29 protein-coding genes are annotated in these 25,560 nt (G+C 62.0%); 19 read left to right on the forward strand and 10 right to left on the reverse strand.

What is annotated here, in order from left to right:
• Positions 1–107 precede the first annotated feature (107 nt).
• Complete coding sequence (gene trhA, locus CCD76_RS11470; protein WP_087719646.1) at positions 108–830, reverse strand: PAQR family membrane homeostasis protein TrhA; 723 nt, start codon at positions 828–830, stop codon at positions 108–110.
• A gap of 161 nt (positions 831–991) precedes the next feature.
• Positions 992–1,627 carry a GTP cyclohydrolase II gene (ribA, locus tag CCD76_RS11475; RefSeq protein ID WP_087719647.1) on the reverse strand — a complete coding sequence of 212 codons (636 nt, stop codon included), beginning with the start codon at positions 1,625–1,627 and terminating at the stop codon, positions 992–994.
• Positions 1,628–1,864: 237 nt separating this feature from the next.
• Between ribA and hemE the strand changes: the two genes are divergently transcribed.
• The 9 genes from hemE to CCD76_RS11520 all read left to right on the forward strand — a co-directional run bounded on the left by hemE (position 1,865) and on the right by CCD76_RS11520 (position 9,411).
• Positions 1,865–2,953: a uroporphyrinogen decarboxylase gene (hemE, locus tag CCD76_RS11480; protein WP_087719648.1), complete on the forward strand. Its 1,089-nt coding sequence runs from the start codon at positions 1,865–1,867 to the stop codon at positions 2,951–2,953.
• The gene (locus CCD76_RS11485; RefSeq protein ID WP_179208906.1) at positions 2,925–3,419 is read left to right on the forward strand and encodes a thiol-disulfide oxidoreductase DCC family protein; all 495 of its coding nucleotides are present in this window, start codon (positions 2,925–2,927) and stop codon (positions 3,417–3,419) included. The genes hemE and CCD76_RS11485 overlap by 29 nt, the downstream gene beginning before the upstream one ends.
• 66 nt (positions 3,420–3,485) lie before the next feature.
• Entirely contained in the window at positions 3,486–3,854 is a 369-nt protein-coding gene (locus CCD76_RS11490; RefSeq protein ID WP_256961282.1) for a VanZ family protein, read from the forward strand.
• Positions 3,855–4,165: 311 nt separating this feature from the next.
• Positions 4,166–5,194 (forward strand): amino acid ABC transporter substrate-binding protein, encoded by a 1,029-nt coding sequence (locus CCD76_RS11495; protein ID WP_087719650.1) that lies wholly within the window; start codon positions 4,166–4,168, stop codon positions 5,192–5,194.
• An 85-nt stretch (positions 5,195–5,279) separates the two neighbouring features.
• A complete protein-coding gene (locus tag CCD76_RS11500) occupies positions 5,280–6,470 on the forward strand; it encodes an amino acid ABC transporter permease (RefSeq protein ID WP_087719651.1) in 1,191 nt (396 codons plus the stop codon).
• Position 6,471: 1 nt separating this feature from the next.
• Complete coding sequence (locus CCD76_RS11505; RefSeq protein ID WP_087719652.1) at positions 6,472–7,581, forward strand: amino acid ABC transporter permease; 1,110 nt, start codon at positions 6,472–6,474, stop codon at positions 7,579–7,581.
• Positions 7,582–7,696: 115 nt separating this feature from the next.
• On the forward strand, positions 7,697–8,425 hold the full coding sequence (locus tag CCD76_RS11510; RefSeq protein WP_087719673.1) for an amino acid ABC transporter ATP-binding protein: 729 nt from the start codon (positions 7,697–7,699) through the stop codon (positions 8,423–8,425).
• A 14-nt stretch (positions 8,426–8,439) separates the two neighbouring features.
• Positions 8,440–8,829, forward strand: coding sequence for a RidA family protein (locus tag CCD76_RS11515; RefSeq protein ID WP_256961283.1), 390 nt, complete (start codon positions 8,440–8,442; stop codon positions 8,827–8,829).
• A 153-nt stretch (positions 8,830–8,982) separates the two neighbouring features.
• Positions 8,983–9,411, forward strand: a complete 429-nt coding sequence (locus CCD76_RS11520; RefSeq protein ID WP_087719653.1) for a baeRF12 domain-containing protein — start codon at positions 8,983–8,985, stop codon at positions 9,409–9,411.
• Between the two features lie 27 nt (positions 9,412–9,438).
• Here the strand turns inward: CCD76_RS11520 and CCD76_RS11525 are convergent, their stop codons facing one another.
• Positions 9,439–10,365, reverse strand: coding sequence for a LysR family transcriptional regulator (locus CCD76_RS11525; protein WP_087719654.1), 927 nt, complete (start codon positions 10,363–10,365; stop codon positions 9,439–9,441).
• A gap of 154 nt (positions 10,366–10,519) precedes the next feature.
• Between CCD76_RS11525 and CCD76_RS11530 the strand changes: the two genes are divergently transcribed.
• Positions 10,520–11,296, forward strand: coding sequence for a ferredoxin--NADP reductase (locus CCD76_RS11530; protein WP_087719655.1), 777 nt, complete (start codon positions 10,520–10,522; stop codon positions 11,294–11,296).
• Between the two features lie 247 nt (positions 11,297–11,543).
• On the opposite strand, the gene glnK is transcribed toward CCD76_RS11530, so the two are convergent.
• The 3 genes from glnK to CCD76_RS11545 all read right to left on the reverse strand — a co-directional run bounded on the left by glnK (position 11,544) and on the right by CCD76_RS11545 (position 13,666).
• Positions 11,544–11,882: a P-II family nitrogen regulator gene (gene glnK / locus CCD76_RS11535; RefSeq protein ID WP_087719656.1), complete on the reverse strand. Its 339-nt coding sequence runs from the start codon at positions 11,880–11,882 to the stop codon at positions 11,544–11,546.
• A gap of 169 nt (positions 11,883–12,051) precedes the next feature.
• Entirely contained in the window at positions 12,052–13,302 is a 1,251-nt protein-coding gene (locus tag CCD76_RS11540; RefSeq protein WP_087719657.1) for an ammonium transporter, read from the reverse strand.
• Positions 13,303–13,327: 25 nt separating this feature from the next.
• Positions 13,328–13,666: a P-II family nitrogen regulator gene (locus CCD76_RS11545; protein ID WP_071231037.1), complete on the reverse strand. Its 339-nt coding sequence runs from the start codon at positions 13,664–13,666 to the stop codon at positions 13,328–13,330.
• 317 nt (positions 13,667–13,983) lie between these two features.
• On the opposite strand from CCD76_RS11545, the gene CCD76_RS11550 reads away from it, so the two are divergent.
• Together CCD76_RS11550 and CCD76_RS11555 are read left to right on the forward strand one after the other, a co-directional pair.
• Positions 13,984–14,310, forward strand: a complete 327-nt coding sequence (locus CCD76_RS11550) for an accessory factor UbiK family protein (protein ID WP_087719658.1) — start codon at positions 13,984–13,986, stop codon at positions 14,308–14,310.
• A 197-nt stretch (positions 14,311–14,507) separates the two neighbouring features.
• Positions 14,508–16,028, forward strand: a complete 1,521-nt coding sequence (locus CCD76_RS11555) for a YifB family Mg chelatase-like AAA ATPase (protein ID WP_087719659.1) — start codon at positions 14,508–14,510, stop codon at positions 16,026–16,028.
• 10 nt (positions 16,029–16,038) lie between these two features.
• Here CCD76_RS11555 and CCD76_RS11560 read toward each other — a convergent pair whose 3' ends face one another.
• The 3 genes from CCD76_RS11560 to CCD76_RS11570 all read right to left on the reverse strand — a co-directional run bounded on the left by CCD76_RS11560 (position 16,039) and on the right by CCD76_RS11570 (position 18,783).
• Positions 16,039–17,151: an aminotransferase class I/II-fold pyridoxal phosphate-dependent enzyme gene (locus CCD76_RS11560; RefSeq protein WP_087719660.1), complete on the reverse strand. Its 1,113-nt coding sequence runs from the start codon at positions 17,149–17,151 to the stop codon at positions 16,039–16,041.
• A 100-nt stretch (positions 17,152–17,251) separates the two neighbouring features.
• The gene (locus CCD76_RS11565) at positions 17,252–17,785 is read right to left on the reverse strand and encodes a hypothetical protein (RefSeq protein WP_087719661.1); all 534 of its coding nucleotides are present in this window, start codon (positions 17,783–17,785) and stop codon (positions 17,252–17,254) included.
• Entirely contained in the window at positions 17,782–18,783 is a 1,002-nt protein-coding gene (locus tag CCD76_RS11570) for an alpha/beta hydrolase (protein ID WP_087719662.1), read from the reverse strand. The genes CCD76_RS11565 and CCD76_RS11570 overlap by 4 nt, the downstream gene beginning before the upstream one ends.
• A 235-nt stretch (positions 18,784–19,018) precedes the next feature.
• Here CCD76_RS11570 and CCD76_RS11575 point away from each other — a divergent pair, with 235 nt between their 5' ends.
• Positions 19,019–21,199, forward strand: coding sequence for a malate synthase G (locus tag CCD76_RS11575; RefSeq protein ID WP_087719663.1), 2,181 nt, complete (start codon positions 19,019–19,021; stop codon positions 21,197–21,199).
• 327 nt (positions 21,200–21,526) lie between these two features.
• Complete coding sequence (locus CCD76_RS11580) at positions 21,527–22,036, forward strand: cytochrome b (RefSeq protein WP_179208907.1); 510 nt, start codon at positions 21,527–21,529, stop codon at positions 22,034–22,036.
• Positions 22,037–22,087: 51 nt separating this feature from the next.
• Here the strand turns inward: CCD76_RS11580 and CCD76_RS11585 are convergent, their stop codons facing one another.
• Positions 22,088–22,534, reverse strand: a complete 447-nt coding sequence (locus CCD76_RS11585) for a DUF411 domain-containing protein (RefSeq protein WP_087719665.1) — start codon at positions 22,532–22,534, stop codon at positions 22,088–22,090.
• A 404-nt stretch (positions 22,535–22,938) separates the two neighbouring features.
• On the opposite strand from CCD76_RS11585, the gene CCD76_RS11590 reads away from it, so the two are divergent.
• The 5 genes from CCD76_RS11590 to CCD76_RS11610 are packed head-to-tail and all read left to right on the forward strand — an operon-like array spanning position 22,939 to position 25,552.
• Positions 22,939–23,436, forward strand: coding sequence for a cupredoxin domain-containing protein (locus tag CCD76_RS11590; protein WP_087719666.1), 498 nt, complete (start codon positions 22,939–22,941; stop codon positions 23,434–23,436).
• A gap of 9 nt (positions 23,437–23,445) precedes the next feature.
• A complete protein-coding gene (locus tag CCD76_RS11595) occupies positions 23,446–24,111 on the forward strand; it encodes a response regulator transcription factor (RefSeq protein ID WP_087719667.1) in 666 nt (221 codons plus the stop codon).
• Positions 24,098–24,301 carry a hypothetical protein gene (locus CCD76_RS11600; protein ID WP_087719668.1) on the forward strand — a complete coding sequence of 68 codons (204 nt, stop codon included), beginning with the start codon at positions 24,098–24,100 and terminating at the stop codon, positions 24,299–24,301. The genes CCD76_RS11595 and CCD76_RS11600 overlap by 14 nt, the downstream gene beginning before the upstream one ends.
• Positions 24,286–25,260, forward strand: a complete 975-nt coding sequence (locus CCD76_RS11605; protein WP_256961284.1) for a multicopper oxidase domain-containing protein — start codon at positions 24,286–24,288, stop codon at positions 25,258–25,260. The genes CCD76_RS11600 and CCD76_RS11605 overlap by 16 nt, the downstream gene beginning before the upstream one ends.
• A 10-nt stretch (positions 25,261–25,270) precedes the next feature.
• Positions 25,271–25,552 carry a copper resistance protein B gene (locus tag CCD76_RS11610; protein ID WP_143543278.1) on the forward strand — a complete coding sequence of 94 codons (282 nt, stop codon included), beginning with the start codon at positions 25,271–25,273 and terminating at the stop codon, positions 25,550–25,552.
• Positions 25,553–25,560: the final 8 nt, after the last annotated feature.

Raw genomic sequence — 25,560 nt, forward strand, 5'->3', positions numbered from 1 at the left:
GCGACGGGCTGACGTGTTTCCACTGCGGGGCACTTGCCAGCCGCTAACGATCATAGCCGCCTCGGGCGCTTTGGCAATCCGCGTGTCGAAATCGGCCGTCGCGGGCGTCAGGCCTGAAAGGGCAGCACGGCGGTGTAGACGGCAAAGAAGTGGCAGACGCTGCCGCCGATCACGAACAGATGCCAGATGGCGTGATGGAAGGGAATCGCGCGAACGGCGTAGAAGATCACGCCCACGGTGTAGGTGATGCCGCCGGCGACCAGCAGCGCGATACCGGTGTCGGGCAGATGGTCCGCCATATCGCCGGAGGCGATCAGGATCAGCCAGCCCATGATCAGATAGATGAACACCCGCAGCACGCTGAACCGATGCGGCCAGATCAGGCGCAGGGCAATGCCGCCGAGGGCGAGGCTCCAGACGACGGCGAACAGCGCCCAGCCCATCGGGCCGCGCAGGTTGACCAGCAGAAAGGGCGTATAGGTGCCGGCGATCAGCAGGTAGATGGCGCAGTGGTCGAAAGCCTGGAACACGCGCTTCAGACGCTGGCGGCGGAAACCGTGATAGAGCGTCGAGGCGGTGTAGAGCAGCAGCAGGCAACTGCCATAGAGCGAAACGCTGACGATCTTCCACGGATCGACATGGGCGGCGATGCTGGCCAGCACGATGAGCACGATCATGCCGGCGAGGCTCAAGGCGGCGCCGATACCGTGGCTGATGCTGTGCAGCCACTCCTCGAGTCTCGAGAACTCTGCACCGGATTCATCGGCGCTGGGCCGGCTGCCCGAGGGAGCCGATCGTTGGGTCGGGTAATCCGGTTGAACGTCTGACATGATATTCGAACCCCCTCGACGATCAGGGCGTGCAGGATGCAAGGCGCTGTCCGATTGGACAGGCCGTTGCGGCCCGGGTTCAGTCTATAAGCTCATCATGACGCCGAGTTGACGCCGAGTTGACGCCGAGAAAAGCCCGCGAGCGCAGGGTGCGAGAAGATTCAGGCGTCGCGTTCGATGTCGACGTCGCTGGCCGGGGTGAAATCGTCCAGATTCATCATGTGATTGAGCTTGCCGACCTTGGTGGTCAGGTAGTGCTCGTTGAACGGATTGCGACCGGTGGTGATCGGCAGGCGCTCGTGGATCGTCACGCCATCCTGGCTCAGGGCCTCGACCTTGCGCGGGTTGTTGGTCATCAACCGCAGCGACTGGATGCCGAGATGCTCGAGCATGGGCACGCAGATATCGTAGCGGCGCTGGTCGGCGCCGAACCCGAGCCGTTCGTTGGCCTCGACGGTATCGGCGCCGTCATCCTGAAGCGCGTAGGCGCGGATCTTGTTGAGCAGGCCGATCCCCCGGCCTTCCTGGCGCAGATAGAGCAGCGCGCCGCGCCCTTCGTCGGCGATCCGCTTGAGGGCTTCCTGCAGCTGGTAGCCGCAGTCGCAGCGCATCGAGAACAGGGCATCGCCGGTCAGGCACTCCGAGTGCACCCGGGCGAGAACCGGCTCAGGCGTGGTGATGTCGCCGAGCGTCAGCACGACGTGTTCCTTGCCGGTGGACTCTTCCTGGAAGCCGTGCAGCATGAACGTCGCCCAGGGAGTCGGCAGTTGCGATGCGGCGATGAAGCGGATCGTCACGATGACCTCGCGATGTGGAAAGGCGCTCGGAGGCCCGGAAGTCAAAAAGCGTGGCCAAGGGCGCCGATAATTAAAGGGGCGGCATTATAACAGGCTTGCCGGTCGATCCGTTACAAGGCTGCAAATCGTGCCGATAGCTGACATCAATTTTGACATCCGAAGGTTTTACTGCATGTTCGGGCGATCCGTTACAATGCGGAGGCTCTTGCTTAAACCCCCTCGACTATGAAGGCTGCCATGACACTTTCCCAGGATACCCAGCCGCAGACGCTGCACAACGATCGCCTGCTGCGGGCGCTGGCTCGTCAACCGGTGGACCGCACGCCGGTCTGGATGATGCGTCAGGCCGGCCGCTACCTGCCGGAATACCGCCAGACCCGGGCCCAGGCCGGCAGTTTCATGGATCTGTGTCGCAACGCCGATCTGGCCTGCGAGGTGACGCTGCAGCCGCTCGAACGCTACCCGCTGGATGCGGCGATCCTGTTTTCGGACATCCTGACCATTCCGGATGCCATGGGGCTCGGGCTCTACTTCGAGACCGGCGAAGGTCCCAAGTTCCGCAAGACGGTACGCTCCGCCGCGGACGTCGCCACGCTGACCGCGCCGAATGCGGAGCGGGATCTCGACTACGTCATGAACGCCGTCGGCACGATTCGCCGCGAGCTCAATGGCCGCGTGCCGTTGATCGGCTTCTCCGGCAGCCCGTGGACGCTGGCGACCTATATGGTCGAAGGCGGCTCGAGCAAGGATTTCCGCCATCTCAAGGCGATGCTCTACGGCGATCCGCAAACCCTGCATGCGCTGCTGGGTATTCTCGCAACCGCCGTCACCGACTACCTCAACGCCCAGATTCGCGCCGGCGCCCAGGTCGTGCAGATTTTCGATACCTGGGGCGGGGCGCTATCGACGCCGGCCTATCGTGAGTTCTCCCTGGCCTACATGCAGCGCATCGTGGATGGCCTGATTCGCGAGCATGATGGCCGTCGCGTGCCGGTGATCCTGTTCACCAAGAACGGCGGGCAGTGGCTCGAGTCGATCGCCGACAGCGGCTGCGACGCGGTGGGCCTGGACTGGACCACGGAGCTGAGCGATGCCCGGCGCCGTGTCGGCGAGCGGGTCGCGCTGCAGGGCAACCTCGATCCCAACGTGCTGTTCGCGCCGCCGCAGCGGATTCGCGAAGAAGTGGCGCGCATCCTCGAGAGCTTCGGGCCTGGCGAAGGCCACGTGTTCAACCTGGGACACGGCATCAGCCAGTTCACCGACCCGGGCCATGTCACCGCTTTCATGGACGCCTTGCATGAACTCAGCCCCGCTTACCACCGATGAGCTTGTCAGCAGCGAGACCGGAGACGGCCTGCTGCTGTTCGATGCCGACTGCCCGTTCTGCCGGCGTTCGGTGCGCTGGCTGCTGGCGCACGAGCGGCCCGAGAGCCGGCTGCGCATTGCCGGGCTGAAAAGCCCGGTGTCCCGCCGGCTGGGCGAGCACTTTCAGATCGACTTTTCGGGCACCGACAGCATCTGGTACATCGCCGATGGCGAACTCAGCCGCAATAGCGATGCCGCCTGGCGCCTCGCGACTCGACTGCAGGGAGAGTGGCAGCGTATCAGTGCGCTGCGCCGGGTGCCGCGAGCGTTGCGTGAACGCACCTATCGATTCATCGGCGATCACCGCCATCGATTGGCCTTCCTCGGCGCCGACCGTCTCGAGAGCCATGAGCGCTGGCTGACATCGCTGACGCCGGCACTCTGTCGGCGCTGCGGCTTGCCGCCCAATCTCGCCGATGAAAGTTGAGCCTCGACCTCGGTGCAGTGAATGCCCCGGCAGGCGAGACAGCGAACCAGGAGAGAGCCCATGCCCATGAGCCTATGGCAAAAAGGGTGCGCGCTGGTCACGTTGATCTGGGCGGCGGGGATCGCCTGGGGCAGCTTGAGCCCGGCTACCGACCTGCCGCAGCATCTGCCGTGGGACAAGTTCAATCACTTCGTCGCCTACGCTGGCCTGGCAGCAGGTCTGCGTCTCACGGGTTGCCGGTGGTCGGTCGCCTGTGGCGTGACAGTCGCCTTCAGTATCGGCATCGAATATCTGCAGGTCCGGGTGCCGGGGCGTCACGGCGGCGACTGGGGCGATATTCTCGCGAATGCACTAGGCGCTGGCGCGGGCCTGCTATTGCTGGCTCTGGTTCAACGCGGGAAGTCGAAGCGGCGCCGTCGTCTGTCTGGACAATAGCCGGTCTGGACGAAAGCCGTTCTGGACAATGGCCGGAAAGATCGATAACCCATCTCCAATGTATGCCACGTTGACTCGCGCTTCGACTCAGGCACCTTTTTGGTGCGTCTGTGTTTTTTGAGCACTGTTTTGAAACAATTTATTGCCGCCGGGATGTCGATGCCGGGCGTCATGACGGGGCATCCGCCTCGAAAAGACATTCAAAATAGACTTTTAAGCACAATAAGACAGATGTGGAATGGACTTTGCTACTGTCGTACGAGCATGCTCGGCATGCACTTATACGATAACGCTAGGGAGTTGATTTCATTATGCGCCACAAGAACAAAAGCTTGTCCCTGCTCTCCATCGCCGCTCTGGGAACATTGGCCGTGACGCAAGTTCAGGCCGCCACGCTGGATGACGTCAAGAGCAATGGTACTCTCCGCTGCGGTGTCAACGCGGGCCTGACCGGGTTTTCTGCACCGGATCAGGACGGGCACTGGACCGGCATCGATGCCGATTTCTGCCGGGCGATGGCCGCTGCCACACTGGGCAAATCCGAATCGGTCGCGTTTACCCCGCTGACGGCCAAAGAGCGTTTCACGGCGCTGCAGTCCGGTGAGGTGGACGTGCTATCACGCAACACCACCTGGACAGCCATGCGGGACAACGCCCTGGGGCTGAACTTCACCGGCGTGACGTTCTACGACGGCCAGGCTTTCATGGTCTCGAAGGATCTCGGTGTGAGTAGCCTCAAGGAGCTCAATGGTGCAACGATCTGCATCCAGTCGGGCACGACTCACGAGCTCAACATCGCCGACTACTTCCCGGCCAACAATCTCGACTATCAACTGGTGACGTTCGACACGCCCGACCAGACCGCCCAGGGCTTCGATAGCGGCCGCTGCGACGTGCTGACTTCCGACTCCTCGCAACTGGCGGCGCTGCGCCTGCAGCTCAAGGATCCGGACAGCGTCACCATTCTGCCCGAGCGTATTTCCAAGGAGCCGCTGGGTCCGGTCGTGCGCCAAGGGGACGATCAGTGGTTCGACATCGCCAAATGGACGCTGTTCGCCATGCTCAACGCCGAAGAACTGGGCGTGACCAGTGACAATGTCGATGAGATGCGCGACAACCCGCCGAATCCCGGCGTGGCACGTCTGCTGGGCAAGGATGGCAAGTACGGCGAGCAACTGGGGCTGGACAATGCCTGGGCTTACAACATCGTCAAGCAGGTCGGCAACTACGGTGAAATCTACGCACGCAACGTCGGCGCTGACTCTCCGCTGAAGATCGACCGCGGCATCAACGCGCTGTGGAACGATGGCGGCATTCAGTACGCCCCGCCGGTTCGCTAAGCGTCAAATCGTCCTCTCGACACCGCGCCCTTTCGGTCTGAGCGCCGGGGCGCGGTGCCTCTCAACGCTCGAGTAGAGACAGCTCATGCTGCGTCCATCCACGACCCTCCCGCGACGGGGGCGGGGCCCTTTGTGGCGAAATCCCGCCGTTCGTGCCTTGATTATCCAGGCCGTGCTGTTTCTGGCCCTGGCGATTTTTATCGGCTATCTGGTTCACAATACGCTGCTCAACCTCGAAGCCCGCGGTATCCACACCGGCTTCGGATTTCTGGACGGGCGCGCCGGCTTCTCGATTCCGCAGACGCTGATCGACTACACCAGCGATAGCACCTACGGCAAAACGTTCGTCATCGGGCTGCTCAATACGCTACTGGTATCGGCACTGGGGATCGTGGCGGCAACGATCATCGGTTTCCTGGTCGGTATCGCACGCCTGTCGCCCAATTGGCTGCTGGCGCGCCTGGCGACCATCTACGTCGAGGCTTTCCGCAATATCCCGCTGCTGGTTCAGATCCTGTTCTGGTATTACGCCGTGCTGCGGGCACTGCCATCGCCGCGACAGAGCCTGTCGCTGTTCGATGCCTTCTTCTTCAACGTGCGTGGCATGGTGATGCCCGACCCTCAGCCGCTGGACGGGTTCTCTGCCACGCCGTGGGCGTTGCTGGTCGCCATCGTCGCCGCGATCGTGTTCGGGCTGCTCGCCAAGCGGCGTCAGGCGCGCACTGGGCAAGCGCTGCCCGTCTACTGGATCGGTGCGGCCATCATCATCGGTTTGCCGCTGATCGTATTCCTGGCCACCGGATCGCCGCTCGAGTGGGCGCTGCCGGAAATGGCCGGCTTCAACTTCCGTGGTGGCATCAATATTCTGCCGGAGCTGCTGGCGCTGTGGCTGGCACTGTCGATCTACACGGCGGCGTTCATCGCCGAGATCGTGCGCTCGGGCATTCTGTCGGTCTCTCATGGCCAGACCGAAGCGGCGCGCTCGCTGAGCCTGCCGGAGGCCATCACCCTGCGCAAGATCGTCATTCCGCAGGCGATGCGCGTCATCGTTCCGCAGATGACCAGCCAGTATCTCAACCTGATCAAGAACTCGTCTCTGGCCACGGCCATCGGCTACCCGGATCTGGTGGCCGTCTTTGCCGGCACTACGCTCAACCAGACCGGACAGGCGATCGAGATCATCGCCATGACCATGGCGGTCTATCTGGTCATCAGCCTGACGGTGTCGTTTTTGATGAACCTCTACAATGCGCGCACGCTGCTGAAGGAGCGTTGAGATGACTGACTCTACCTTCCGCACCGAAATGATCGAGGCGCGCGAGGCGCCGGACCAGAGCCGGGGCGTGATCGGCTGGTTCCGTGCCAATCTGTTCAACGGGCCGATCAACAGCATCATCTCGATCGTGGTCATATTGCTACTGGCGCGATTGGTCTGGCCGTTCCTCGAATGGGCGGTGATCGACGCCGACTGGATCGGTACCACGCGTGATGCCTGTACCGGCGAGGGGGCTTGCTGGGTGTTCATCTCGGCGCGCTTCGAATCCATCGTCTATGGCTTCTATCCAGAAGCGGCGCGCTGGCGGGTCGATATCGTCTTTGCGCTGCTGGCGATCCTGGTCGCGTGGCTGGCGATCCCGAAAATGCCACGCAAGAAGTGGGTCGCGCTGTTCACGTTGATCGGCTTTCCGATCATCGCCTTCGTCCTGCTGGTAGGCGGCATGTTCGGTCTCCAGCACGTGCCTACTCGCGCCTGGGGCGGGCTGATGCTGACGCTGACGATCGCGGTCGTAGGCATAGTGGGATCGCTACCGCTGGGTATCATCCTGGCGCTGGGGCGGCGCTCGAAGATGCCTTTCGTCAAGGGCGTCTGCGTGATCTTCATCGAGTTCTGGCGTGGCGTGCCTTTGATCACGGTGCTGTTCATGGCTTCGGTCATGCTGCCGCTGTTCGTGCCGGGTAACATCGATTTCGACAAGCTGGTGCGAGCCTTGATCGGCATCATGTTCTTCTGGAGTGCCTACATGGCGGAGGTGATTCGCAGTGGGCTGCAGGCGATCGGCAAGGGGCAGAACGAGGCCGGGCAGGCGCTGGGATTGGGCTACTGGCAGCGAACGGGACTCATCATCCTGCCGCAGGCGCTCAAGATGGTCATCCCGGGCATCGTCAACACCTTCATTGCCCTGTTCAAGGACACCTCCCTGGTATTGATCATCGGCCTGTTCGACATGCTGGCGATCATCCGCGCGGGGCTGACCGACTCGAACTGGCTCGGCTTCTCCACCGAGGGCTACGTGTTCGCGGCGGCGGTCTACTGGGTCTTCTGTTTCAGCATGTCCCGCTACAGCCAGTACATCGAGCGTCGTCTGAATACCGGACATAAACGATGAGAGCGATGAACGTCTCCGCATTCATGCCCTCACACAACAAGATCGTGATCAGGAAATCATTGCCATGAGCGAAGTGACAGCGTCTCCGACAACCGAGCCCGGCAGCGACCGACCGATGATCGAGATCGATCATCTCAACAAGTGGTATGGCAACTTCCATGTGCTGCGCGACATCAACCTGACCGTGACCAAGGGCGAACGCATCGTCATCTGCGGGCCTTCCGGTTCCGGCAAGTCGACGATGATCCGTTGCATCAATCACCTGGAAGAGCACCAGCAGGGCTCGATCGTGGTCAACGGGGTGCCGATGACCAACGACGTCAAGCGGATCGAGCAGATTCGCCGCAATGTCGGCATGGTCTTCCAGCACTTCAACCTGTTCCCGCATATCACCGTGTTGGAGAACTGCTGTCTGTCCCAGATCTGGGTGCAGAAGAAGCCACGGGCCGAGGCGGAGAAGACCGCGATGGAGTATCTCGAGCGGGTGCAGATCGCCGATCAGGCGCAGAAATACCCCGGCCAGCTATCCGGCGGCCAGCAGCAGCGCGTGGCGATCGCCCGCGCGCTCTGCATGCGCCCCGAGGTGATGCTGTTCGACGAGCCGACGTCGGCGCTCGACCCGGAGATGATCAAGGAAGTGCTCGACGTCATGATCGAGCTGGCCCATGAAGGCATGACCATGCTCTGCGTGACCCACGAGATGGGCTTCGCCAAGACCGTGGCCGACCGAGTGATCTTCATGGACCAGGGCCAGATCATCGAGGAAGCGCCGCCCACCGAGTTCTTCAACAATCCGCGCTCGGAACGTACCCAATTGTTCCTCAGCCAGATCCTGGGTCATTGAGGGAGGTCATCGAGATGGGTATCGAAAAGCTCTTCGTCGACGGCGCGCCGCAGCCGATCGCACCGTTCTCCCACGCCTGCAAGGTCGGCAACCTGGTCTTCATCACCGGTCAGATGCCGACCGTGCCGGAAACCAACGAAATGCTGCTGGGCACGTTCACGGAGCAGACGCATCGGGTGATGCAGAATCTGGCTATCGTGCTGGATGCCGTGGGCAGCGGCTTCGAGCACGTGGTCCAGAGCCGAGTCTTCATCACCAACATGGGGCACTTCGAGGAAGTGAATGGCGTCTACGCGAGTTACTTCGATGACCCGCTGCCGACGCGTACCTGCGTCGGCGTCACGGGGCTGGCCGGTGGTGCCGATGTCGAAGTGGATATGATCGCGTGGATCCCGCCCGCATAACGATCGGTCGAGTCCCGACGATGTCGACGGCGCCCCGCTTTCCACGGGGCGTCGTCGTTTCGGCGTGGTCATCAAGGTTGAGCAATGCAGGTTGAGCGATGGAGAAATCTCTACCAAGCTGGGATCACGATCCACGGAACAGGAGAATCGATCATGGAAAAGACTTATGTCGTGGCCGCCGATGCGTCACGCGCCCGTATCTTCGCCCGCGAAGCGAGAGTACTGCACGAAGTGCATACGCTGACGCATCCCGAGGGGCGTTTGCATGCCGGCGATCTGCGAACCGGTGGTCAAGGCGAGGCGTTCTCCGGCCCTGGCGCCAGCCAGCGTCATACCGGCAATGACCAGGCGACTTCGGAGAAGGAAGCCGAGTTCTTCGCCAAGGAAGTTGCAACCTATCTGCGCGACGCCCGGACCCAGGGCAAGGCGGACGAGATCATCTTGATTGCCGAGCCCAGGTTTCTCGGCCATCTGCGCGATAAGCTCGACAAGACGACGATGAAGTGCGTGACCCAGACGATCGACAAGGATCTCTCGAAAGCCAGCGAAGAGGAGATTGCCCAGAGGCTGGGCTGGTCATGAGGCGTTCTTTCGTGGCCTGCCGCCGATTCAGGGAATCGGCGGCAAGTCGATCTGATCGCTGCGCTGAATACCGGCGGTCATCTCCCGACACAGCCGCAGGAATTCCCGCATGCCGGTCGTCAGGTACTTCTGACGATGCCAGATGAACGCGAACCGGCGCGTCAGGTCCAGCTCGGGCGTCGCGATCGGCACCAGGCTTCCCCGGCGGAAGGCGTCTCTCAGCGCCAGGCGCGATACGCAGCCGATTCCCAGACCCGATTCCACGGCGCGTTTTATTCCTTCGGTATGCTCCAGTTCCAGCAGAATATTGAAACGTCCGCGCCGATGCCGCATGGCGTGTTCCAGCGTGCGGCGCGTGCCGGAGCCCACCTCGCGCATGATCCAGGCTTCGCGCAGCAGCCTTTCGACATCGGCGGTGCCTTCGCTGGCCAGCGGATGCCGAGGCGAGCAGAACACGGTCAGGTCGTCCTCGATCCAGGGTTGGATGACGATATCGTCATGCTGGCAGTCGCCCTCGATCAGACCGAGATCCAGCTCATGCAAGGCGATGCGTTCGACGATGGAGGCGGTATTGCGAACCTGCAGCCTGACCCGGCTTTCCGGATAGCGCTGCATGAAGTCGCTGATCAGCAGCGTCGCCAGATAGTTGCCGATCGTCAGCGTGGCGCCTACCTCCAGCGAGCCGATGCCGCTCTGGCCCTGCAGCAGCTCTTCGATCTCTTCTCCCCGATCCAGCAAGGCGACCGCCTTGGGCAGTAGCTGAAAACCCAGCGCGTTCAGCTTGAGGCGCTTGCCGAGGCGATCCAGCAACTGGCAGTCGAACTGACGCTCCAGCTCCGCCAGTGCCGTGCTTGTCGCCGATTGCGACATCGACAATACCCGAGCGGCCCGGGAAACGCTCTGGTGCTGGGCGATCGCCACGAAAACCTCGAGTTGACGCAGGGTATAGCGCATGGGGAGCGTCCGTTATCGATTTTATGGATATAGGTTATCCAAATAACCCACTTAACAGAATACCGGCCTTTTCTTATACTTAATCTATCTATTCTGAAACCAGTTTATTCTTTTTCGTTATTACTGTCCGTGTTAAGAGATTAAGGAGCGGGTCATGAGCAAGTTTGCCTTGGAAGAGGTGCTGAGCGTTCATCACTGGAACGATACGCTGTTCAGCTTCCGGACGACGCGCGAGCGTAGCCTGCGGTTCAAGAATGGTCAGTTCGTCATGATCGGCCTGGAAGTCGACAGCAAGCCGCTGGTGCGTGCCTACTCTGTTGCCAGCCCCAACTACGAAGATCATCTCGAGTTCTTTAGCATCAAGGTGCAGGACGGCCCGTTGACGTCGCGTCTGCAGCATCTCAAGGTCGGCGATCAGATCATGGTCAGCCGCAAGCCCACCGGCACGCTGGTCTGCGACGATCTGCTGCCGGGGCGCAACCTGTATATGCTCTCCACGGGTACGGGCCTTGCCCCTTTCATGAGCCTGATCCAGGATCCCGAAGTCTACGAACGCTTCGAGAAGGTCGTGTTGATCCATGGCGTGCGGACCGTCAGCGAGCTGGCCTATGCCGATTTCATCTCCAAGGAGCTGCCGGCGCATGAATACCTGGGTGACGAGATCCGTGAGAAGCTGGTCTACTACCCGACGGTGACTCGCGAAGAGTTCCACACCACGGGGCGTCTGACCGACCATATCCGCAGCGGCAAGCTGTTCGAGGATACCGGATTGCCGCCGCTGGATCCGAAGCAGGATCGGGCCATGATCTGCGGCAGCCCGGCGATGCTCGAGGAAACCAGCGGGCTGCTCGACGAACTGGGTTTCGCCATCTCGCCGCGCATGGGCGAGCCGGGGGATTACGTCATCGAGCGCGCCTTTGTTGAAAAATAAGGTCGAGAAGTGATCCGACTCGCCGAGCGGGTGATGACGTAAGCTTGAAGCGGAAATAAAAACCGCCTCCACGGCAGGACCGTGGAGGCGGTTTTTTTCGGGCTGATTTCGAGGCAAGTTTGAGTTTGAAAAGTCGGCGAGCGAATGGTCAGACAAGGCAAAAATCAGCGCAAAAGCGGAGTTTACGAGATGTAAATGAGCATTTTAAGCTGATTTTTAACGCCGTATGACCGAGCGCAGCCAGTTTTCAGACCGCGTCCTTGCCGGTCTCGCCCGTCCGAATCCGGATCACCTGCTCCAGCGGAGAGACGAAGATCTTGCCATCGCCGATCTTGCCGGTGTTGGCCACCTTGGTGATGGCGTCGATCACCTGGTCGCTCATGTTGTCGTCGACGGCGACTTCGAGCTTGATCTTGGGGAGAAAATCGACCACGTACTCGGCACCACGGTAGAGCTCGGTGTGACCTTTCTGACGCCCGAAACCCTTGACCTCGGTCACGGTAACGCCTTGTACGCCGATCTCGGATAGAGACTCACGCACGTCGTCCAGCTTGAACGGTTTGATAATGGCGGTAACCAGTTTCATGGAAGTTCTCCTCGCGTGCGATAGGCGGATGATGTGCGCTCAAGTCTTTGAGTAGCCGTTATGAATACTCGACGATTGCTAGTTTAAGCATACACCGCCAATCGCGGGAATTAAAAAAGGCCCCCCGAAGGGGGCCAGGGGAGCACGCCAGCTCACTCGGTGTATCGGCTCACTTCTTGCCGACGTTGAATTCAGGATAGGCTTCCATACCGCATTCCGCGATGTCGACGCCTTCGTATTCTTCCTCTTCGGAGACCCGGATGCCCATGACCGCCTTGATGATGCCCCAAACGATCAGGCTGGCGATGAAGGTCCAGGCGAAGATGGTCACGATACCCAGCAGCTGTGCACCGAAGGTGGCGTCACCGTTGGAGAGGGGAACGGCGATCAAGCCCCAGATGCCAACCACACCGTGGACGGAGATCGCACCGACCGGGTCGTCGACCTTGACCTTGTCGAGGGTCACGATGGCGATGACCACGAGCAGGCCGCCCACTGCGCCGATCAGCGTGGCGCCGAAAGCGGTCGGGGCCAGCGGCTCGGCAGTGATGGCGACCAGGCCGGCCAGGGCACCGTTCAATGCCATGGTCAGGTCCGCCTTGCGGAACCAGAGCTTGGCCAGGATGATCGCGGCGATGACACCACCGGCTGCGGCTGCATTGGTATTGACGAAGACCTGAGCGACGGCGTTGGCTTCATCGACATTGGAAACCATCAGCTCGGAGCCACCGTTGAAGCCGAACCAGCCCAGCCACAGAATGAAGGTACCCAGCGTGGCCAGCGGCAGGTTGGCGCCCGGGATGGCGTAGATCGCGCCGTTCTTGCCGTACTTGCCCTTGCGTGCGCCCAGCAGCAGAACCCCGGCCAGAGCGGCAGTCGCGCCACACAGGTGGACGACGCCGGAACCGGCGAAATCCTGGAAACCGGCTGCGTCGAGGAAACCGCCGCCCCACTTCCAGTAGCCCTGGATGGGGTAGATGAAGCCGGTCATGACGACGGCAAAGAGCATGAACGCCCACAGCTTCATGCGCTCGGCAACGGCACCGGAAACGATCGACATGGCCGTAGCGACGAAGACGACCTGGAAGAAGAAATCGGAACGCGCAGAGTAGTAGACATCGCCACCGCTGGACATCACATCGTCGACGCTGTTTTCTGCACCGATCAGGAAGCCGAGGTTCGGGAAGAAACCGCCGCTCTCGCTGGAGTACATGATGTGGTAGCCGACCAGCAGATACATGGTGCAGGCAATGGCGTAGAGGACAACGTTCTTGGTCAGGATTTCGGTGGTGTTCTTGGCGCGTACCAGACCCGCCTCGAGCATGGCGAAACCGGCCGCCATCCACATCACCAGAGCACCCGTCACCAGAAAGTAGAAGGTGTCGAGCGCATAGGAAAGTTGAACTACTTGATCATTCATTCTTTTGTCTCCTCGTTCCGCGCCGTCAAACGGCGTCGGCCCCGCGTTCCCCGGTGCGAATCCGGATCACATCTTCGAGTGGCGTGACGAACAACTTGCCGTCGCCGATCTTGCCGCTGTTGGCGGCATTGCGGATCGAATCCAGCACACCATCGACACGATCGTCTTCGACAGCGACTTCGACCTTCACCTTCGGCAGGAAGTCGACGACATACTCCGCGCCGCGGTACAGCTCGGTATGGCCTTTCTGACGACCAAACCCTTTCACTTCTGTGACGGTGATGCCCTGCACGCCGTTGTCGGCCAGTGCTTCACGCACATCGTCGAGCTTGAAGGGTTTAATGATGGCGGTGATGAGTTTCATCCCTTATCTCTCCCGTAGTCGGCTTGCGCCTTCAGGTTACAGGCAGGACACATGCCACTCGCACCAGGTTGTTTCAAAATCAATGACTTGAGTAAGGGTTCGGCGAGGCGACGTGTCGATTCGTCACTAGCGTTCCGGGCAAATGCACCAAAGAAATGCATTCGGGTTTTGCGTCTGCACCTTTTATGCGCAAGCGAGATGGCGCGACTTTGCGTATGCTGAATGGCCAGCCATCGAGGCTATCTCAAGGCTCTATCTCGAGGCACTATCATCAAGGTCCGGGTTATCAACGCACCAGGCAGCAAGGAGAGAACGTCATGTCGGCACAGGATCGATTCGAACGCTTGACCAGACAACTGGGTGACAGGTTGCATGGCGCGTCTCAGGCGCCGGGGGATATTCAGCGTAACGTGCAGGGCGTGTTGCGCGGGGCGCTGGAGCGCATGGAAATCGTCTCCCGGGAAGATTTCGACATCATGATGGAAGTCCTGCAGCGCACGCGGGAGCGCGTCGAGGCGCTGGAGGAGCAGGTCGCCGCGCTGGAAAACACGCTCCAGAGCGAGCAGGCGTCCCAGCCCAAGATCGAGCCCCATGCGCCGCCCGCCGATGACGTGGATGGCAGCGCGGATGGCACGAAGCCCTGATCGCGGTCGAGTCCCGGTCGGGGATTTGCCTTTGGGGGCGGACCCGCTGAAATCTATATTGCGGAATAGCCGCTTCCTTTAGTTACAAACAGTTGCGATAGCGGGTAACAGAATGTAGTTGTATAGGCTGAAGGGCATGCCGCTCTGGCATGCTATTGGCCTGCGGCGACAGCCCAGGTGCCGACCTGGGAGACGACATGACCCTTGCCATCGTGCGCGCTCGCGCCAGCCTCGGGCTCGAGGCCCCGGAAGTCCTGATCGAAGTGCATCTCAGTAACGGCCTGCCGGGGCTGACGCTGGTCGGGCTGCCGGAGACGGCGGTCAAGGAGAGTCGCGAGCGGGTTCGCAGTGCGCTCATCAATGCCGGGTTCGAATTCCCCTCCCGCCGTATCACGCTCAACCTGGCGCCTGCGGACTTGCCCAAGGATGGCGGGCGTTTCGACCTGCCCATTGCACTTGGCATCCTGATGGCATCGGGCCAGGTCCCTGTCGAAGCGGCCGAGAAACTCGAAGTCGTCGGCGAACTGGCGCTGGACGGGGCGCTACGTCCCGTTACCGGTGTTCTGCCCACGGCGCTGGCAGCGCGCCGGGCGAGCCGCGGCCTTATCGTTCCGCACGCCAATGCCGACGAAGCCGCGCTGGCCGATGGCGTCGAAGTCTTTGCGGCAGGGCATCTCCTCGACGTGGTCAGTCACCTGCTGGGTCGCGAGAAACTCACCCCGCACCAATTTGGCGCGCCAGTTCGCGCTCGCGTGGCGCAGCCCGACATGGCGGACGTCAAAGGCCAGCATCAGGCGCGCCGCGCGCTGGAAGTCGCGGCGGCGGGTGGCCACAACCTGCTGCTGGCGGGGCCTCCAGGCACCGGCAAGACCATGCTGGCGAGCCGCCTGGCCGGCATCCTGCCGCCACTGACCCAGGACGAATCGCTCGAGGTCGCGGCCGTGCGCTCGGTCTGCGGTCTGCCGATCATGGAGCGCTGGGGGCAGCGGCCGTTTCGCAACCCGCACCACACCTCGAGCAGTGTCGCACTGGTGGGCGGGGGTTCACGGCCGCGGCCCGGCGAAATATCGCTGGCGCACCAGGGCGTGTTGTTCCTGGACGAACTGCCGGAGTTCGACCGCCATGTGCTGGAGGTCCTGCGGGAGCCGATGGAATCCGCCCAGATCCTGATCTCGCGCGCTAATCACCAGCGCCGCTTTCCGGCCCGATTCCAGCTCGTTGCCGCGATGAACCCGTGCCCCTGCGGCCATCTCGGGGATCCGCGTCAGCGCTGCCACTGCAGCCCGGCGCAGATCCAGCGCTACCAGTCGCGGCTATCCGGGCCGCTGCTGGATCGCATCGATCTGCAGGTCGAAGTGCCGGCGCTACCCGCGACGCAGCTCACCGACCAGACGCCCGGCGAGTCTTCCGCCAGCGTGATGGAGCGGGTGCTTGCCGCCCGCGAGCGCCAGCAGGCGCGAGGATCACTCAATGCCCATCTGCCGGGCCCCGAGCTGGAAGCGGCATGCGCGCTATCCTCGGATGAACGTCAGTGGTTCGCCAGCGTGCTGGACCGCCTCAACCTCTCGGCTCGGGCCTACCATCGCGTGCTGCGCGTGGCCTTGACCCTGGCCGACCTCGGCGGTGAAGCGCGAGTCGGCAAGGCGCAACTGATGGAGGCGATCGGCTATCGCCAGCTGGATCGCATGTTGAAGGCCAACGACCCCACGCGCGCCTGATCCGGGCTGCTCAAATCCCGTCTGGCAGCGCCGAGGCCAGCGTCTCGAGTCTTCCTGGCACCAGCGCGTCATCGAGCGCGCTGATACGCAGCACGTGACCCAATGCCGGGTGTGCCGGCCGATGAATCAGCGTGCCCTCCGTCAGTAGCCGCTGGTGAACCCTCTTGGCCTGTTCGGCATCGTTCAGTCGCAGCGCGACGAAATTGGTCGTGCTGGGCAGCACTTCGGCGCTGCAGTCGCGCAGCCACTGGCTCAGCGCCTCGCGCCGGTTCACGACCGCCGCCACGTGCTCGCGAGTTTCGTCGGGATGCATCAGCACGGTCTCCGCGGCCGCCAGCGCCAGCGACGACACGGCGTAGTGAATCCTCACCTTCGACAGCATGGCGTGGGTTTCCGGCGTGGCGATGGCATAACCGACGCGCAGGCCGGCGAGCCCATGAGCCTTGGAGAAGGTACGGAGCCGGATCACGCCGGGCCATACCGCGCTGGCGGCCGGCGACCACGCATCGTCGCGGAAGTCATGGTAGGCCTCGTCCAGCACCAGCGTGCAGTCGTCGGGAAGACTCTCGCGCAGCGCCAGCACGTCGGCGTCGCTGTGGAGGTGGCCGCTTGGGTTGTCCGGGTTGGCGAGATAGACGACGCGGGCGTTCTCGCGGTTGGCCGCGGCCGCCAGCGCGCCGAGATCCGGCGCCAGATATTTTGGGCCGGCGGCATACTCGACTTCCACCTGACGGCAGCCCTGCCCGCGCACGAAGTAGCTCCAGGTCGGGTAGGTACCCGCGCTGGTGATGACCGTGTCGCCCGGTTCGCACAGGGCGCGCAGCGTCAGCGCCATCAGACTGTCCGCGCCTGCGTCCACCAGCAGGGCATCTTCCGGCAGCGTCAGGCTTTCGGCCAGCAGCCGGCGAACCTGCCACGCTTCGGCGTCGCCGTAGGTGCGGGCGAGATCGGCGAACTCGCTGCCGAATCGCGCCGTCAGTGCGCGGTGGGGCATGTCGAGCCCCTCATTGGAGCCGATGCGGTGGGGGAGTGAATGACCTAGGCGGCGTTCCAGCGCCTGCAGCCCGGGGAACGGGTTGTGGGGGCCGTCCTGGTCGACGAGGTGACGAGCAAAGCGTGACATGGGCATCTCGGTGATGACGTTGGCGATGTGAATGGCGGTCGTGGTTGAGAGTAACAGTTGGCGATGGCGGACAAGGATAGCGGGTGATTGCCGGCGAGGCTCACGGTGCCGGCATGGGTTCGGTCTCCGGCAGCGCATCGAGATCCACCGCACCGCTGGCTTGCCACTGCCAGTGGGAGCGCTCGTCTCCCGGCCGGGAAAGGTCGAACTGCAGCCGATAGGGTTGCAGGACGCGGTCGCTCAAGCGCAGTGGCGGTGCCTCGGCGCTCAGACGAGCCTGCAGCAGCCACTGTTCGCTGCTGCTCCGCGACATCGAGGCGGGCATCCAGTCCAGGACATGGGGGGAATTTTCCTGGCTCAGCAGCCCGCGTGCCAACGCTTCATTGAGCGCGTCGGGCGTGATCGGCAAGGTGGCGTCGACCTCCGCCGGCTGCAGCAGGATCGTGACGGCAGCAGGGTCGGCGGGCGCCCAGGGCGGAGCCTCGAGCAATCCGTGCGCCGCGTTGTCCGCCAGCCCCTGCAGCGCTTCGCGAGCGTCCGGCGGGCCCGGAGCCAGTCCCGCGCAGCCGCCTAATATGACGGGAAGCATGACCAGCAGCGCGCCGAGCAGGAGCGTGTCGAACAGTGATTTCATGGCACCGGCTTGGTCAGGGGAGCGGGTGGGTGCGTCGCGGCGAAGCGCGTCAGGAAGTCGTCGAGCGCCGCGAACAGGACGCGGCGAATCGGCTCCGCCTCGTTGACCAGGTGATGTCGAGCCTCAGGGTGGCGCACCACCTGGGCCTGCGGAAACTTCCTGCGCAGTGCCTTCAGGTTCCAGCTCCAGTCGACGGTCAGATCCTGTTCCCCCTGCAGAATCAGCACGGGCAGCCCGCTGGGCGGGCGCTTGAGCAGTGTCGGCATCCAGCGGCGCATGGCGGTGACCCAGGTCAAGGCCAGATGATCGTCCTGTAGCGGGTCGTGAAGACGCAGGAAATCGGCGAAATCGAGGTTGGTGGTGTTGGCGCGATACTTGCGGGGAATGGTATCCACGAAGGGGCTGGCGATACGGTGGAGCCAGCGCGACTGGTTCCAGCCCCAGGGGCGGACCAGCGGCGCCAGCAGTACCAGGCCTTGCCAGGGCGCCTGTTCGCCGCGAGCCAGCGCATCGGTGGCCACGATCGAGGCGCCGGTGCTCTGTCCGATCGCCAGCCACGGCCCCGGGGCGAGAGACAAATCCGCTATCTGCCGTTCGATGTGGTTGAAGCACTTCACGTAATCGGTAAAGTCATCGATGGTCGCTCGGGCGCCGCTGGAGAGCCCGTGTCCGGGCAGATCCCACATCACGACCTGCCAGTTCTGTGCCAGCAGGCGCTCGAGCAGATGGCCATAAAGACCGAGATGATCGAAGTAACCGTGAACCACGAAGATCGTTCCGCGAGGCGCGGGCGGGGCCCATACCTGGGTCCACAGTTCGAAGGTTCGGCCTCCCTCTCCCTCGGCCTGCAGAAAACCGGCATGGAGCCGGATATCGTCATCGGCTTGCAGTAGTGCCGCCAGCCGGTAGTGGTCGAGATAGCTCGCCAGCGGCGAATCGGCGGGCGCTTCGATATGGCGGACGGTGCCAACGGCCTTCAGTGGCGAAAAGTCGAGCATGCGTGTGTCTCCTGGTCCTTCTATGCTACTCGCCGTGTGCTGTCTAGACCATGACAGGCCCTAGGCGGGCTGGTGGGTAACGATGGTGGTAACGAAGGTCGAAGGAGACAACGCCCGCCGGGCTGATTATGATGTCGAACGGTTATGGAAATATTTTCCACAAACGCTTTTTCGGGATCGATGGCATTGCAAGTAGATAGCCGTGGCCCGAGCGACCGCCGATCTGGAGGCTGACATGACATCCGATACGACAAAACGTACCACTCATCACCGGCTACAGGTAGCCGCCGAGCTCGAACGCTTCATCATCGACGAAGTCCTGCCGGGCACCGGCGTCGAGGCCGAGGCGTTCTGGGCCGGCTTCGATGCGCTGGTTCACGATCTGGCCCCCCGCAACCGGGAACTGCTGGCCGAGCGCGATCGCCTCCAGGCCAGGCTCGATGAATGGCACCGGGCCAATCCGGGCGAGATCAAGGACATGTCGGCCTACCGCGCCTTCCTGAAGGAGATCGGTTATCTGGTCGAGGCGCCGGCCAACGTGCAGGCCACCACGACCAACGTCGATGCCGAGATCGCGCGCCAGGCCGGGCCGCAGCTGGTGGTGCCGGTCAATAACGCGCGTTATGCGCTCAACGCGGCCAATGCGCGTTGGGGCAGCCTCTACGATGCGCTCTACGGCACCGACGTGATCAGCGAGGCCGATGGCGCCGAGAAGGGCAGTGACTACAACCCCAAGCGGGGCGCCAAAGTGATCGGCTACGCGCGCAACGTGCTCGATATGGCGGCACCGCTGGCTACCGGGTCGCATCGGGAAGCGGTTGGCTATGCCGTTCGCGACAACCGGCTGTCGGTCACGCTCGAAGGCGGGCGCGACACCGGCCTGAAGAATCCCGGCCAGTTCGTCGGCTTCCGCGGCGACGCGGCATCGCCCGAGGCGATCCTGCTCTCCAACCATGGCCTGCATCTCGAGATCCAGTTCGATGCCGAGCATCCGATCGGCAAGACGGATCCGGCGCACGTGAAGGATCTGCTGGTCGAGGCGGCGGTCACCACGATCATGGATTGCGAGGACTCCGTCGCCGCCGTCGACGCCGAAGACAAGACGTTGGTCTATCGCAACTGGCTCGGCCTGATGAAGGGCGATCTCGAGGAGCGCTTCGAGAAAGGCGGCAAGACCGTGACCCGGCGTCTCAATCCGGATCGCGACTATACCCTGCCGGATGGTGGCTCGCTGACGCTGCCGGGCCGCTCGCTGATGTTCGTGCGCAACGTCGGCCACCTGATGACCACGCCGGCCATTCTCGATGGCGAGGGCAGCGAGATTCCCGAGGGCATTCTGGATGCGGTGATGACCTCGCTGATCGGCCTGCATGATCTGAAGCAGGAGCGTGGCAACTCGCGTGCCGGATCGCTCTATATCGTCAAGCCCAAGATGCACGGCCCCAAGGAAGTCGCCTTTGCCGACGAGCTTTTCGGGCGTGTCGAGCAACTGCTCGGGCTGCCTGCGAACACGTTGAAGATGGGCATCATGGACGAGGAGCGCCGCACCTCCGTCAACCTCAAGGCCTGCATCGACGCGGCCTCCTCGCGGGTCGCCTTCATCAATACCGGCTTCCTCGATCGTACCGGCGACGAGATGCATACCGCCATGAACGCGGGACCGATGCTGCGCAAGGGCGACATGAAAGGCAGCAAGTGGATCGCCGCCTATGAGCGCAGCAACGTACAAATCGGGCTGGCCTGCGGGCTGCGCGGAAGGGCCCAGATCGGCAAAGGCATGTGGGCAATGCCGGATCTGATGGCGGCGATGCTCGAGCAGAAAGTGGGGCATCCGAAGGCCGGCGCCAACACTGCCTGGGTGCCGTCACCGACGGCGGCGGCGCTGCATGCGCTGCATTATCACCAGATCGATGTGGACGCCATTCAGCGCGACCTGGAAGATCAGGGCGAAACCGACCTGCTCGACGACCTGCTGACCGTGCCGGTCGATCCCAAGGCCGCCTGGAGCGCCGAAGAGATCCAGCAGGAACTCGACAACAACTGCCAGGGCATTCTCGGCTACGTGGTGCGTTGGGTCGAACATGGCGTCGGCTGTTCCAAGGTGCCGGATATCCACGATGTCGGGCTGATGGAAGACCGTGCCACGCTGCGTATCTCCAGCCAGCACATCGCCAACTGGCTGCACCACGGCATCGTGGATGAAGCGCAGGTGCGCGAGACGCTGGAGCGCATGGCCAAGGTCGTGGACGAACAGAATGCCGGCGACCCCGGCTATACGCCGATGACTTCGCACTTGACGGACTCCACCGCCTTCCAGGCCGCCTCGGATTTGATCTTCAAGGGACGCGAGCAGCCCTCCGGCTACACCGAGCCGTTGCTGCACCACTGGCGCGCGGTGCACAAGGCGAAGCACTAAGCGATGGTCATGTGTGTCGCCTGTCCGGATGGCAGGCGACACCCAGGCACTCCCCACTTCCCGCTTCCCGCTTCCCACCTCCCCGTGACTCGCCACATGGTATCGAGCGTCCGTGATGGCGTATTTATTAAGCGTCGTTTCAGTTTCATGGCGTATAACCTGCCGTGTTCCTGAACCGGGAGAGGCTTATGCCATGCTACCCCAAGGTCTCGACGGTACTGCGCTGCCGTTCAGCCGCGGTACGTTGCGCGCGGCCGAGCCATTTGCCTTCTTTTATGGATCATGGAGACAAGAACAAGAAACCAGGAGGAGGAAACGCCAATGGCCATGACGGATTCACGTGAACGCTACGGCGCGATTAGCCGCTTGCTGCACTGGGCAACCGCTCTGCTGGTCACGCTGCAACTCACCAGTGTCTACATGAGTCGCTGGCAACCGGGCAATTGGCTGAGCCAATACGTGCAGCCATGGCACATGACGATTGGCGTGACGGTGTTGGCGCTTGTCGTGGTACGCCTGCTCTGGCTTTGCCGCCAAATGCGCCACCGGCCGCCGCATCAGAGCAAAGCGGCACTGCTGGGGCATGTCTTCCTCTATGTGGTCCTGCTCATGGTACCGTTGAGCGGTTTGCTGCAAGGCTACGGCGTGCAACTTTTCGGTCATCTGGTGACCAAGGGGCTCGACACCCCGCTGGCGGAAGCGGCTCAGGCGCTCCATGGCCTGTTTGCCTATGTGCTGACGGCACTGGTGATGGGACACGTGTTCATGGTGCTGTTTCACCATCTGATCCGTCGAGACGGCACGCTAAAGCGCATGGTGGGGAAAGCGAACACCTGAGGGAAGCCGGCTGCCGTGGCCTGGCGGGCATGACTCGCCAGGCCAGGTCGGTTATGGTTCCAGCGTCATGAATGGTGCATGTTCTTGATCGCTGAACGAGTAGATATCGTAAGGTGCGCTTTGTTCGCCGGGCATGCCCGGTGTCCCCGTCGGCATTCCCGCCAATCCGATGCCGTCCACCTCGGGCCGTTCTTCGAACAGTGCCTTTACGGCCTCCATCGGCACGTGGCCCTCGATCCAGTACCCCCCCATTGCAATAGTGTGGCATGAGCCCAGGCCATGGGGGATGCCCGCTTGTTGCTTGATTTTACCCAGCTCGGCGTCATGCACGTTGGTGACGTTGACGCCCTGTTCTTCCAGATGGCGCACGTAGCCATCACAGCAACCACACTGTGGATCCTTGTAAATTGTCGCTTCATCGGGCAGGGCTGCCTGGGCCGCTGAGGTGCCCAGCAACAACACGCCCGAGATCCATAACGAGAGCGAAGTTCCTTTCATGGTGTTTTCCTGATTGGGTGGCGTTGACAACCACTAAGAGCGGTGGAATAGATATTTGGTAAGCGAGGCAATGCTCAACCCGACGAGTAATAAAAGTGTGAGGGGCATGAGCCAGCCTAGCCACCCCATGGAACCCATTAATGCGAAGCAGTCGGCATTCATAGGGGCCTCTTGATGGTAGTGTGATGTTGAATAGCCTTTTCAAGCTTACAACCTATGGTTTGCCTTCATGTCAAGCGTGCCATGCCGTCCGCCAGGAAAATACCCATGGATCGGTCAACTGGCGGGGGAAGACGCAAGGCCGACCAGACATGACTCATCAAAGGGTTCAGGCTCGTTTCAGGCTGGTATCTTATAAATGCCCAGTCAGTAGTTTGATACTTGCACGCGATGAGGTACCGAGTATGAAGAAGACATCCCTGACATTGACGCTTGCCATCATGAGCGGCATGACCGTAACAGCCTGGGCCGAAGGCGAGCACGAGGGCGGCCACGGGGCGAACGGCAATGCCGAAGTGGAACGTACGATCAGCGTTGAAGCTGGCGATATGTGGTTCGATCCCGAGGAAATGAACATTGCCCCGGGCGAGACCGTCAAGTTCGAGATCACCAATACCGGTAGCATCGAGCATGAGTTCGTGATCGGTGACGAATCCGCCCAGGAAGCCCACCGCGAAATGATGCAAGAGATGGGCAGCCACGGCGACGGTGGTCACGGCGGTCACGGCGGTCATGACATGGCGGAAGGCGAGCACGGCGGACGGATGCCGTCGGTTACCATCGGCGCGGGGGAAACCAGAACACTGGTGTGGACGGCACCCACCGGTGTCGAGCACCTCGAATATGCCTGCAACATTCCAGGGCATTACGAATCCGGCATGTATGGCGATATCAACCTGTGACGTAGCGCGATGAAACTGTTGCTGTTGGAAGACGATGACCTGCTGGCGGAAAGCCTGGCGGAGAGTCTGAAAGACAACGGTTACCTGGTCGATGTGGCCGCCTCTGTCCAGGCGGCTGCGTCTTTCATGGCCACCGAAGAATACGTGCTCGCCATCGTGGACCTGGGCCTGCCCGATGGCTCGGGACTGGATCTGCTGGTGCAATGGCGCAAGCAAAAGCGCACCATGCCGATTCTGATACTCACTGCGCGCGATACCTGGGAAGACAAAGTGGTCGGCCTGGAGGCCGGGGCCGATGACTATCTCACCAAACCCTTCCACGAAGCCGAACTGATGGCGCGCCTGAAGGCCCTGTTGCGCCGGCGGTCCGGGCAAGTCTCCCAAGTCGTCACGCTGAATGGCGTGTCGCTGGATGAAGCGGGCCAGCGAGTCTGCAGTGCAGGCGCGGCATGGCGCTCGTTGACCGCCACCGAGTATCGGCTGCTGCGCTACCTGATGCATCACCCAGACCGCATACACTCCAAGGAACGCTTGCTGGAGCAACTCTACGCCCTGGAGCAAGACGCCGCCGCCCCCAACCTGGTCGAGGTTTACGTGGCACGCCTGCGTCGCTACCTGGGCAAGTCGGTCATCCAGACTCGCCGCGGCCAAGGTTATATCTTTGTTTCACGTTGACCGACGCAGCTTGCGGGTGCGTCTGCTGACCTGGCTAGGGGGCGTCGCGTTGCTCGTGGTCGGCCTGACGTGGCTGTTGCACGGCGTGTTTCTGGAAAGCCTGGCCAAGGACTTCCTGGGCGAGCGTCTGAAACGCGAAGCGGCGTACGCGATCACGCAAAGGCGGGTGAGCGCGTGCGGTTGCGGGTGATTAACGGCTCGGCGATGTCCTACTTCGACGTTCGCATCCCTGGCCTCAAAATGACCGTGGTGGCCGCCGACGGCCAGCCGGTTCAACCTGTGCCCGTGGATGAATTCCTTATTGGCGTTGCCGAGACTTACGACGTTCTGGTGTCACCCGAAGACGATCAGGCGTATACGATTTTCGCCGAATCCATGGACCGTAGCGGCTACGCCCGCGCCACGTTGGCCCCACGCGAAGGTATGCAGGCGAAGATCCCTGAGCGCCGCCAGATTGCCGACCGCGGCATGGAGGCTATGAGCGTCCACATGGACGGTATGGATCATTCCAACATGTCCGCGAGTGGGATGGAGGGCATGGACCACGGCAATATGGAGGGCATGGACCACGGCGATATGAAGGGCATGGATCACTCAGGCATGTCTGATAGTGAAATGCAGGGCATGGAGAGTGAACAGGCCAAAATCCGGGAGAACGGCATGCTGGCTGCTGGTGAAGCACAGCCGGGGTCGCGCTTTGGCCAGCCCGGCATTGGCATTGATCCCGATGAGCGCCGCGTGCTGGTTTACCGCGACCTGAAATCTTTCACGCCCTGGCCCGACCGCCGCGAACCCGGCCGTGAGCTGGAGCTTCACCTCACCGGCAACATGGAGCGCTACATGTGGTCGTTCGACGGCAAGAAGTTCAGCGAAGTCTCAGGCCCCATTCACTTCGAAAAGAATGAGCGCCTACGCCTGATCCTGATTAATGACACCATGATGGAGCACCCCGTTCACCTGCATGGCATGTGGATGGAGCTGGAAAACGGTCAAGGCGAGCTGATTCCACGCAAGCACACCCTGAACGTGAAGCCTGGCGAGCGGGTTTCGGCGCTGATCACGGCGGATGCCGAAGGCAGTTGGGCCTTCCATTGTCATCTGCTTTACCACATGGATGCCGGCATGTTCCGCGTTGTTCAGGTTTCTTGAGGAGGCTTTCATGCAGACCAAGCATTTCCTGACCGCTGCCAGCGCGGCGTTCATGGTGGTCACCACGGCAACGGCCAACGCCGATGACGGCTACGACGCTCCAGAGAGTTGGCCCTCGCCCATGCAGGAACACAACATGGGCATGGCGCTGTTCGACAGGCTTGAATACAGCATGCCTGATAAAGGCCTGGATACCGTTGTATGGGATTTTCAAGGCTGGTACGGCGGTGACGTCAACCGTGTGTACATCAAGTCGGAAGGCGAAAACGTCTACGCTTTGTCTGAAAAATGATGTCTTGC

It is taken from the genome of Salinicola salarius, from assembly GCF_002179555.1.
Taxonomy (GTDB): Bacteria; Pseudomonadota; Gammaproteobacteria; order Pseudomonadales; family Halomonadaceae; genus Salinicola; species Salinicola salarius_A.